Source organism: Steroidobacter sp., from assembly GCF_016790065.1.
Classification (GTDB): domain Bacteria; phylum Pseudomonadota; class Gammaproteobacteria; order Steroidobacterales; family Steroidobacteraceae; genus Steroidobacter.
The window spans coordinates 1-10368 of record NZ_JAEUPY010000406.1; the positions used below are offsets into that span (position 1 = coordinate 1).

General features: G+C 61.2%; 7 protein-coding genes and 1 pseudogene. 7 read left to right on the forward strand and 1 reads right to left on the reverse strand.

Features of this window, described 5'->3' with window-relative positions:
- The 7 genes from JNL55_RS16715 to JNL55_RS16745 form a co-directional block, all read left to right on the forward strand.
- A partial coding sequence (locus JNL55_RS16715) for a hypothetical protein (RefSeq protein WP_293855873.1) occupies positions 1–1081 on the forward strand: 1081 nt, incomplete at its 5' end.
- 13 nt (positions 1082–1094) lie between these two features.
- The gene (locus JNL55_RS16720; protein ID WP_293855877.1) at positions 1095–2189 is read left to right on the forward strand and encodes an NAD(P)-dependent alcohol dehydrogenase; all 1095 of its coding nucleotides are present in this window, start codon (positions 1095–1097) and stop codon (positions 2187–2189) included.
- An 11-nt stretch (positions 2190–2200) separates the two neighbouring features.
- The gene (locus JNL55_RS16725) at positions 2201–3637 is read left to right on the forward strand and encodes an aldehyde dehydrogenase family protein (RefSeq protein WP_293855880.1); all 1437 of its coding nucleotides are present in this window, start codon (positions 2201–2203) and stop codon (positions 3635–3637) included.
- 9 nt (positions 3638–3646) lie between these two features.
- The gene (locus JNL55_RS16730; RefSeq protein ID WP_293855883.1) at positions 3647–4558 is read left to right on the forward strand and encodes an alpha/beta hydrolase; all 912 of its coding nucleotides are present in this window, start codon (positions 3647–3649) and stop codon (positions 4556–4558) included.
- A 157-nt stretch (positions 4559–4715) separates the two neighbouring features.
- Positions 4716–6875, forward strand: a complete 2160-nt coding sequence (locus tag JNL55_RS16735; protein WP_293855886.1) for a TonB-dependent receptor — start codon at positions 4716–4718, stop codon at positions 6873–6875.
- A gap of 14 nt (positions 6876–6889) precedes the next feature.
- Positions 6890–8167, forward strand: coding sequence for a cytochrome P450 (locus tag JNL55_RS16740; RefSeq protein WP_293855889.1), 1278 nt, complete (start codon positions 6890–6892; stop codon positions 8165–8167).
- The gene (locus JNL55_RS16745) at positions 8157–9632 is read left to right on the forward strand and encodes an aldehyde dehydrogenase family protein (RefSeq protein WP_293855892.1); all 1476 of its coding nucleotides are present in this window, start codon (positions 8157–8159) and stop codon (positions 9630–9632) included. The genes JNL55_RS16740 and JNL55_RS16745 overlap by 11 nt, the downstream gene beginning before the upstream one ends.
- 4 nt (positions 9633–9636) lie before the next feature.
- Here the strand turns inward: JNL55_RS16745 and JNL55_RS16750 are convergent.
- Positions 9637–10368, reverse strand: a pseudogene (locus JNL55_RS16750) (MmgE/PrpD family protein); the annotation flags it as partial.

The following is a 10368-nucleotide window of genomic DNA, read 5'->3' on the forward strand; positions in this document are numbered from 1 at the left end:
TACCGGATATCGGGTCAATCCCAACAGCGACATGATCGGCGGCTTCGCGCTGCTCAACGTTGCTGGCATCCAGCGCACGCTGCGCTTCAGTCGCTGCTGGCGTCGCGATATGCGCACTACTGTCGGGCCCTTCAGCGTGGAAGTGGTGGAGCCGCTGAAGCAGCTGCGGCTGAAGCTCGAGCCGAATGACAGTGGCATCAGCTTCGACATCCTGTGGGACGGCGTGTCCCCGGCGCAGCTTGAAGAACATCATCTAGCCGAACAGCGCGGTCGGCGCACCACCGATCAAACGCGTTATTGCCAGCCCGGCAAGCCCAAGGGCGTGCTCATCAACGGCGATCAGCGTTGGGACGTCGATCCATCGGAATGGAGCTGCGCGCGGGATCACAGCTGGGGCTTGTATGCGGAGCGCCGGCCCTTGTCGCCCGATCCGAAGTGGTTGCCGCCGCGAATCAAGCCGGGCGGCATTCAACGCGCGTTGCGGTTCTGGATCATTTTCCGTAGCGGCGATTACAGCGGCTTCTATCACCTGCACGAGGATGCCGACGGTATCCAACGCGACTTCTCGGACGTGTTCGGCACGGCGCTGGGCGGTTCCATCGTCAAAGGCTGGGATGACTCGCGTCATCAAATCGTTTCGGCCAAGCACGCGGCCGAGTATCACCCCGGCACCAAAGTCCTGAAGCGGGTCGTCATGTCGCTCGAAGACAGCGACGGCGGCAAGTGGACGCAAGAGTTCATCGCCGCCGGCATGCCCTGGGTCGGCCAAACCTCGGGCTACTACGCCGGCGGTTGGAAGGACGGCGGCAACGTACACACCTATCACGGCTCCGAAGAGCTCGCGATGGAGTGGGACGAGTTCGACTTCAGCCAACAGCCGCTCATTCATCACCCGTATGCCACTGAAGGCGGCGTGCTCGACGGCTTCGGTCGCGGCGAGAAAGGGCCGGGCTCGAAAGTGCAAGGGCACGTTTACTTGTGCGAGACGCGGACGACCGCGCCGGATGGTTCGGTGCATGTCGGTGCGGCGCATGTCGAGCACTACTACAACGGGCCCTATCGGCCTTACGGCTTCGAGTGATGCGAGGAACGACATGACCACCATTCGAGCGGCCGTCTTCGAGCCCAACAGCCAACACGCAGCCTTGCAGGATCTGTCATTGCGCGAGCTGCGTGATGATGAAGTGCTGGTGCGGCTGACGGCGACTGGCGTGTGTCACACGGACTTGGGATTTCGTTGTCGTGTGCCGCATGCGTTGGTGCTAGGGCACGAAGGGGCGGGCAAGATCGAGCGCGTCGGCGCTGCTGTTCGCAGTGTTGGCGTCGGCGATAGCGTGGTCATGAGCTTCAACTCGTGCCACGAATGCCCGAGCTGTCTGGCCGGCAAGCCGAGCTACTGTCACAAGTTCATGCCGTTGAACTTTACCGGGCTGCGGCTCGACGGTTCATCAGCTCTCGCCGCCGGCGATCGGCCGATTGGCGGTCACTTCTTCGGCCAGTCATCGTTCGCCACTCACAGCGTTGCGCATGAGAGCAGCGTCGTGAAGGTTCGTGCCGACGCACCGCTCGAATTGCTTGGGCCGTTGGGCTGCGGTGTGCAGACGGGTGCGGGCGCTGTCATGAATGTGCTGCGCCCTCGTGCGGGTGAATCAATCGTCATCGTCGGCGCGGGCGGCGTGGGCATGAGCGGACTGATGGCGGCTGTTGTTGAAGGTTGCTCGCCCATCATCGTGCTCGAACCGAATGCTGAGCGTCGCGCGTTGGCGAAGGAGTTGGGCGCGCATCGCGTGATTGATCCGCTGAACGAAGACGTCGCTGCCATTGTTCGTGAGGTTGCGCCGGCGGGCGTGTTGCATGCGTTGGATACGTCGGGCTTGCCCAAGGTTGTGGCGCAGGTACTTGGCTTGCTGGCCTTGCGTGGAAGCATCGCGCTGGTGACAGCCACGCCGCGCGAGGCTGTGCTCGAAGTGCCGATGATTTCAGCGATAGGGCGCGGGATTTCGATTCGTGGCGTCATCGAGGGCGATGCTCAGCCGCAGGAGTTCATTCCCAAGCTGGTCGAGCTGGTGATGAGCGGGCGGTTCCCGCTGCACAAGCTGGTGCGCTTTTACGATCTGGAGAACATCGAGCATGCGCTCGAGGACCAGGAAAGCGGCAAGGTCATCAAGCCCATCGTGCGCATGCGCTGAGGAGAATCGTTATGTCGGCCGTCACTCAAGAGCTTGGTGTGCTCGCGCGCGATTTCCCGTTGCTCATTAATGGACAGCTGGTGCCGGGTGCGGCACGGCTGGACGTTATCAACCCGGCGACGGCTAAAGTCTTCGCCAGTTGCTCGCGTGCGGACCGGCGCCAGCTGGAAACCGCGATTGCGGCGGCGAAGGCTGCGTTCGGTCCGTGGTCGCGCAAGCCCATCGAAGAACGTCGCAAGGTGTTGCTTGCCGTGGCCGATGCCATGGAAGCGAGAGTCGATGAGTTCACTCGACTCTTGACCCAAGAGCAGGGCAAACCCACCGCAGAGGCTGCCGGCGAAGTCGGTGGCAGCGTGGTCTTTATTCGCTTGCTGGCGCAGATGGATTTGCCGGTGCGAACACTGCTCGAGACACCTCAGCAACGCATCGTGCAACGACGTGCGCCGCTCGGTGTAGTTGCCACCATCATGCCGTGGAATTTTCCGCTGCTGCTGTTGATCTTGAAGGCTGTGCCGGCGCTGCTCGCAGGAAATACGGTCGTTGCCAAGCCTGCGCCGACGACGCCACTCACAGCGTTGTTGTTCGGTGAAGTGGCTGCAGATCTGTTACCGCCGGGTACGCTCAACATCATCGTCGATCAGAACGATCTGGGCGAGGCGCTCACTAGTCATCCTGATGTCGCGAAGGTGGCATTCACCGGGTCGACGGCGACGGGCCGCAAAGTCATGGCCAGCGGCGCAAGCACGCTCAAGCGTGTCACGCTGGAGTTGGGTGGCAACGATGCAGCCATCGTGCTCGACGACGCGGATGTCGCTTCCGTTGCGCAGAATCTCTATCTGGGCGCGATGGGTAATGCGGGACAGGTGTGTGTCGCGGTGAAGCGCGTGTACGTTCCGACGCAGATGTACCAGCCCATGTGTGAGGCGCTGGCGGAGTTGGCTCGCAAGACTGTGGTTGGCGATGGATTGGATCCTGCTACGCAGATGGGGCCGATGCAGAATCAGGCACAGTACGCTCGTGTGTTGGCGTTGCTCGATGACACACGAAGCAATGGCAAGATCATCGCGGGTGGTCACAAGCTGGATCGCGAGGGCTATTTCATCGCGCCTACCATCGTGCGTGATATCGGCGACTCCACACGCTTGGTGCGTGAAGAGCAGTTCGGGCCGGTGCTGCCAATACTGCAGTACTCGTCTATCGACGATGCCGTCGCGAGAGCGAACGACACGGAATATGGGTTGAGTGGTTCGGTGTGGGGACGCGATTTAGATCGTGCTTACGAAATTGCGCAGCGAATGGTCACGGGCACGGTGACCATCAATCGTCATCCCGAGCTGAACCCGAACGTGCCGTTGGGTGGCTGCAAGCAGTCAGGCATCGGCGTGGAGTTGGGCCAGGAAGGGCTCGAAGCGTACACGCAGAGTCGCGTGATCAACATGAGTTTGTGAGGAGCGGACATGCCGCTGGATCCGGAAATCGCCGCGCTTCTGCCAGTGCTACGGAGTCTGCCTGCACTGGAAAAGATGTCACCTGCGGACGCACGAGCTGTCGTCAATGAGATGGGCAAGCACGCTCCGCCAGGCCCGGCGTCGCCCGCTGTGACGGATGCATTTGCAAGTACCATCCCCATCCGTATCTATCGTCCCGTGGATCGACCGCGAGGCGTCATTGTCTTTTATCACGCCGGCGGCTGGGTCCTCGGCGATCTGAACTCTTCCGACGCCTTTCTCCGTACCTTCGCGTTGCAGACCGGATGCACCATCGTCTCCTGCGGCTATCGCAAGGCGCCGGAGCATCGTTTCCCGGCAGCCGTCGACGATGCATTCACGACGCTGCAATGGACAGCGCAGTCTCTGGCAACGCTAGCAAGTAAAGGTGCTCCAATCTTCGTGGCAGGCGAGAGCGCCGGCGCAAATCTCACGGCGGTAGTCGCTCTCCTCGCGCGAGACCAAGGCGGCCCGAAGCTCGCCGGCCAAGTGCTGCTGTGCCCGGTGACCGATGCGAACTTCGATACGCGCTCGTATGCCGAGAATGCAGAGGGCTACTTCCTCACCCGCGACTTGATGAAATGGTTCTGGAATCACTACGCCCCAGACGAACAACAGCGCCAAGACTTCCGCGCCTCACCGTTACAGGCGAACAACCACAGCAACCTGCCACCGGCCCTGATTCAAACCGCCGAATACGATCCATTGCGCGATGAAGGCGAGGCCTACGCCAAGCGACTCGCCGACTCCGGGACAGCGGTCGACATGCAACGTCGCACCGGTTTGATTCACGGTTACACCGGCATGCTTGAAGCCTCGAACGCCGCCCGCGCTGCCATCGACGCCGCCGCTCAATGGATCCGCCAAAGAGTGTCTTCATAAGCGCGCCTTATACCGGCCCAGAAATTCCCTATTTCCCCTCCCGGCCGCGGCTGGTGCATGGTCGGCCCGTCGAGCGCCGATTCGCTTCGGCTCGGCGGCAAGAATCTACAAAGATAATGTCGGGGGAAACATGAAAGACGCGCGGTGTCGAAGGGTTATGCGTTCGCCGGTCATTGCTGTGTTGGCCACCTTGGCGACCACGGCGAATGCGCAAACCGCCGAACAATCGCAAGGTAGCGGTCTGGAGGAGGTCGTGGTCACCGCGCAGCGGCGCAGTGAGAATCTGCAGTCGGTGCCTATCGCCGTCACCGCGTTGACCGCCGACATGTTGGAAAAGCAAGGCATCGGCCGCAGCTTGGACATTACCAACGTGACTCCCGGCCTGGTCATCACGCCTGCAGTGACCGCTCCGCAAATATACATTCGTGGCGTCGGCACGCTGAACGCCGCGCCCGGCGAAGAATCGAGCAACGCTGTCTACGTCGATGGCGTGTATCTCGCGGCGCTGCCCAGCGCCATCTTTTCATTCAACAACATCGAACGCATCGAAGTGTTGAAAGGCCCGCAAGGCACGTTGTTCGGCCGGAACGCCACCGGCGGCTTGATTCAAGTCGTGACCCGCGATCCATCGTTCGACAACACCTACAAAGTCGATCTGTCCTACGGCAATTACCAGACCACGGCCGCTAGCGCCTACATCTCCGGCGGGCTGAGCGATAACGTCGCACTGGATCTCGCCGGCTCCTTCTCCGATCAAGGCGAGGGCTTCGGCGTCAACCGCTTCAACGGTCGCGAAGTGGGCAAGACGCGCGACAAGTCGGTGCGAAGCAAACTGCTTTGGAATGTCAGTGAGGACACAGTCATCCGGTTCGCTGCCGATTACTCAGAAGCAGCAACCTCGGCCGGCCCAGCACGCTCGGTGATTCCAGGCTCGGTGGCGCTGGGTGGCCAGCAATTCCTCGGCGATCCGCAGGACCTGAATTTCAATCTGCATCCATGGGCTGAGACGAGCGGCGGCGGCGCGAGTCTGCGTATCGAGCACGATTGGTCGTGGGCCAAGCTGCTCAGCATCTCGGCGTATCGTGAAGGCACGTTCGATGTCGATAGCGATCAGGACTCGACTGCGCTCGCCATCGTCAACGCTCAAGTTCGCACCGACTTTTCGCAACTGACGCAGGAACTGCAGTTGCAGTCCAATCAGGATGGCCGTCTGCAATGGATCGCGGGCCTGTTCTATCTGGCCAGCGAAACCAATCAGACGCCGTTCGGCTTGTCGGGCGCGTCGCAGGCGGCGGTGGGCGGTTTCACCAATCGCTTTGCCTCGCAGGACACCGACTCTTACGCAGTGTTCGCGCAGAGTAACTACAGCTTCACCGACAGCACACGACTCACCACTGGCGTGCGTTTCAGCAAGGACGAGCGCGGCATTACAGGTCGCGACGAAACCGGCATCGGTACGCGCAACGTGGTGGATCGCGAGACTTCGTTCGATAGTACGACCTGGCGCCTGGCGCTCGATCAAAAGCTCAGCGATGACGTGATGGTCTACGGCAGCTACAGCCGCGGCTTCAAGAGCGGCATCTACAATCTGCTTGCGCCGACTGCGCCACCGGTGCGGCCGGAGCAATTGGATGCGTTCGAGGTCGGCCTCAAGTCGGAGCTGTTCGATCGAACGGTGCGCGCCAACCTGTCCAGCTTCTACTACCAGTACTCGGACATCCAACTCAGCCAGCAGGTTCCTGGCGGTGTGTTCCTGCTCAACGCGGCGGAGGCAACCATGTACGGCCTCGACGCCGAGTTGTTGGCCGAACCGTTCGACGGGCTTACTTTGCGCGGTGGCTTGAACCTGCTGCATGCCGAGTACGACTCGTTCCCCGGTGCGCCTTACACCTTGCCGAGCCCGGCGACTTGCGCAACCAATCCGCCGTCGCTGTTGGCGGGGCCACGCACCGGTGGCAACACCACCTGCGCGACCAATGCAGCCGGTAACGACATGGTGCGTGCACCGAAGTGGACCTTGAACTTCTCGGCCGACTATCGCTGGCTGACCTCGATCGGTGCCTTCAGCGCCTCAGCCAATTACTACTACAACGACGGTTATTTCCCGGATCCGGACAATCGCATCCATGTGCCAAGCTACTCGCTGGTGAATGCGGAAGTGGGCTGGTGGTCCGAGAGCGAGCGGTTCGGCGTGCGCCTGTGGGCCCGCAATCTGCTCGACAAGGAGTACTACAGCAACATCGTGACGTCCACGGGCGACAATGGCACGGCTGGGCTACCGCGAATGTATGGCATTACACTGAGCGTCAAGCACTAGCCGAGGGCCGCCAAGTGACCGAAAACGCAACTCAGCTCGATGACGCGATCGCGGATGTCGATGTGTATTCCGACCCGGAGCAATACCATGCTCTGTTCGCGACCCTGCGTAAGAACGAGCCGGTGCGCTGGACTCAGCCGAGCAAGTATCGGCCGTTCTGGGCCGTGACCAAGCATGCGGACATTTCCGAAGTTCAGCGCAAGCCCGCCATCTTCCTGAGCGCGCCACGGACACAGCTCAACACCATCGAAGCGGAGGACAAGATCCGCGCGGTGACGGGACGCAATCAAGTTCAGCGCACGGTGATTTCCACCGACGGTGAGGAGCACGCGGCTCTGCGTGGCATCGCGCAGTCGTGGTTCCTGCCTCAGAGTGTTCGCAAGCTCGAAGACGACATCACACAAATCGCGCGCCAGTTCGTCGATCAGATGGTCGAACTCGGTGGACGCTGCGATTTTTCGCAGGACATTGCGGTTTGGTATCCGCTGCGCGTGATCTTGCGGATCTTCGGTCTCTCGGACGCACCGGATGCAGAGAAGATCCTGTTACGCATGTCGAAGCAGATCAACGGCGCGTTCGATCCGGACGTCCAACGCAGCACGTCGCAGGGCGAGCATATGCTCACCGTGGTCAATGAGCTGTTCGAGTTCTTCCGGCCCATCGTCGAGGAGCGTCGACGTAATCCCAAGAACGATCTCGCCTCGGTGATTGCCAACGCCACCATGAACGGTGCGCCGCTCAGCGATCTGGATGTGTTCTCGTGGTATCTGTCGATCTCAGTGGCAGGGCACGACACCACCAGCGCGGCCACTGCCGGCGGATTGTTGGCACTGCTACAGCATCCGGGTGAGATGGCGAAGCTACGTGCCAAGCCCGAGCTGATCCGCACTTCCATGGATGAAATGGTGCGCTGGACGCATCCGGTCAAACATTTCTTCCGCACGGCCGCTCAGGACTATGAGTTGCGTGGTCAGAAGATTCGCGAGGGCGATTCGTTGCTCATGTGCTATCCCTCGGCCTGCCGCGACGAGGATGTGTTCACCGATCCGTTCGAGTTTCGCGTCGACCGCTCGCCCAATCAGCACATCGGCTTCGGGATCGGTCCGCACGTGTGCCTGGGCCAGTATCTGGCCAAGCTCGAGATGAGTATTTTCTATCGCGAGTTGCTGAGTCGCATCCCCGACATCCAGCTGGATGGCGAGGCGGTGCAGAGTCGCACCTTGTTCATGGGTGGGCTGAAGCGGCTGCCCATTCGTTATTCCGTCCAAAGAGAGTATGCGCATGCCAGCTGATGCCACGGCGCTCGATCCAATGAGCGTTGCCGGGCCTTGGTCATTGTTGATCGGCGGGGCCTGGCTGCAGGCGGCCTCGGGGAAAACGTTGCCGGTGCTCGATCCCGCCACCGGCGAGCAAATCGCCGAGGCACCGGCCGGTGAGAAAGCGGATATCGATCATGCCGTCGCTGCCGCTCGACGTGCTTTCGACAACGATGCATGGATGGGGCTCGGCAATGCGGCCCGCGCACGTATCATGCTTCGTATCGCCGATATCATCGAAGCTTCGGTCGAGCGCATCGCGCAGATCGAGACCGCCGACAACGGCATGCCATTGCAGTTCTCGCGCTTGCTGGTCGCCAATGCCGCGGAAACGTTTCGATACTTCGCGGGCTGGGCCACCAAGATCCACGGCACAACTTCGGATTTCTCATCGCCAGCGATGGAAGTGCTCGCGTACACGCGCCGTGAGCCGGTTGGAGTCGCCGGACTGATCATTCCTTGGAACTCACCATTCTCGTTTGCCTGCTCGAAGCTCGCCGTGTGTTTGGCTGCTGGTTGTACGGCAGTGTTGAAGCCAGCGGAAGAAACCCCGCTCGGTGCGTTGCTGTTGGGGCGGATCGCGACTGAGGCTGGTGTGCCTGCAGGCGTCGTGAATGTCGTCACTGGTGGTCGTGAAGCTGGCGCGGCGCTCGCAGCTCATCCGAACGTCGATAAAGTTGCATTCACCGGCTCGACCGAAACCGGGCGCGCCATCATTCGTTCGTCGGTCGACAATTTCAAAAAACTGACTTTGGAGTTGGGCGGCAAATCGCCGGTGCTGGTGTTCGACGATGCCGACCTGGCCAAAGCCATCCCCGGCGCGGCGTTGGGCATCTATCGCAACTCGGGCCAGATCTGCATGGCCGGCAGCCGCATTTACGTGCAACGAAAAGTTTATGACCAGTTCGTGGAAGGCGCGGCCAAGGTGGCTGGCGACTTACCCATCGGCCCAGGCACCACGCCGAATGTTTTGATCGGCCCGCTGATCTCGGCGCGCCAACGCGATCGTGTGCTGGGTTACATCGACAACAGTCGCACGGACGGCGCTGAAGTCGTCGCCGGCGGCAAGACTTGGGGCGATGCCGGTTACTTCATTCAGCCCACGCTGATTACGGGGGCCGATCCGGTGTCGCCATTGGTGCGTGAAGAAATCTTCGGCCCGGTGGCAGCGGTGATTCCGTTCGATGATTTCGACGAAGGCATCGCGCTGGCGAATGATTCGGTGTACGGCCTCGCGGCGGCGGTTTGGACTCGTGACAACAGTCGAGCCCATCGTGCAGCCAAGCGTTTGAAGGCCGGCACGGTGTGGCTCAACTGTCAGCTGGTGATCAATCAGTCGCTGCCGTTCGGCGGCTATCGCCAATCGGGTTGGGGCCGCGAAAACGGTCAGGAAGGATTGGAAGCGTACTTGCAGACCAAGACGGTGATCTCGGCACTGTGATCGATCAACACAGCTGCGACACCATCGCTCGAAAGTCGGCGAGCGTGAGACGGCTGCCGCCGCTGCGATGGTAGACCTCGAGACAGTCAGTGATTTTCGCGGCTCGCTGAGCCTCGGTGGCCGGCGAGCGACCTGAGCCTGGATACGCTTGCACGCGTACCGAACGTTGACGTGAGTCGCCGCTGATTTCATTCAGCACGACTTCGCCTGCTTCGAGTGTGTCGGTGGGCGAGTCCGGGCTGCCGACGATGACGATGTGCTCCATCAACGCGCGATGCTCGCGTCGCTGGCTGGCCTCGTCAGTAAAGTCGGCGGACGAAATCGAGCCTTGCAATAGCGCAGTGGCGACGATGTAGCGAGCGCAGAACTTTGCTTCGAGGCCGCTCTTGGGCACGTCGATGCGCAACGGTTGGAGTTGGCCTGCCGGCGCGACGACTTCGAAGCGCTGGTTGTCGAGCACCAGGCCCGATGCCTGTAACTGCAATGCCGCCGCGATCATTCGATGCGCGCCGTAACAGCAGGGGTAGAGTTTGACGCAGACGGAGGCGAGATCGATGTTGGGTTCGGCGTTCGTTGCGCCATCGCCCGCATATACATCGAGAAAGCCGCCGCGACTGAAGATGTCCTGGTCGCCGGTGACGCCGGCTTTTGCAAGCAACGTTGCTCGCAACCCGGCAGCGCTCGCGAAGCCTGCTTGCAGCGGCTTGGCCATCGAGCCGAAGTTTCTTTGCAAGCC

Coding starts and splice junctions, on each gene's coding strand:
- JNL55_RS16725 (WP_293855880.1), top strand. CDS start 2,201: ATGTCGGCCGTCACTCAAGAGCTTGGTGTGCTCGCGCGCGATTTCCCG.
- JNL55_RS16730 (WP_293855883.1), top strand. CDS start 3,647: ATGCCGCTGGATCCGGAAATCGCCGCGCTTCTGCCAGTGCTACGGAGT.
- JNL55_RS16720 (WP_293855877.1), top strand. CDS start 1,095: ATGACCACCATTCGAGCGGCCGTCTTCGAGCCCAACAGCCAACACGCA.
- JNL55_RS16735 (WP_293855886.1), top strand. CDS start 4,716: ATGCGTTCGCCGGTCATTGCTGTGTTGGCCACCTTGGCGACCACGGCG.
- JNL55_RS16745 (WP_293855892.1), top strand. CDS start 8,157: ATGCCAGCTGATGCCACGGCGCTCGATCCAATGAGCGTTGCCGGGCCT.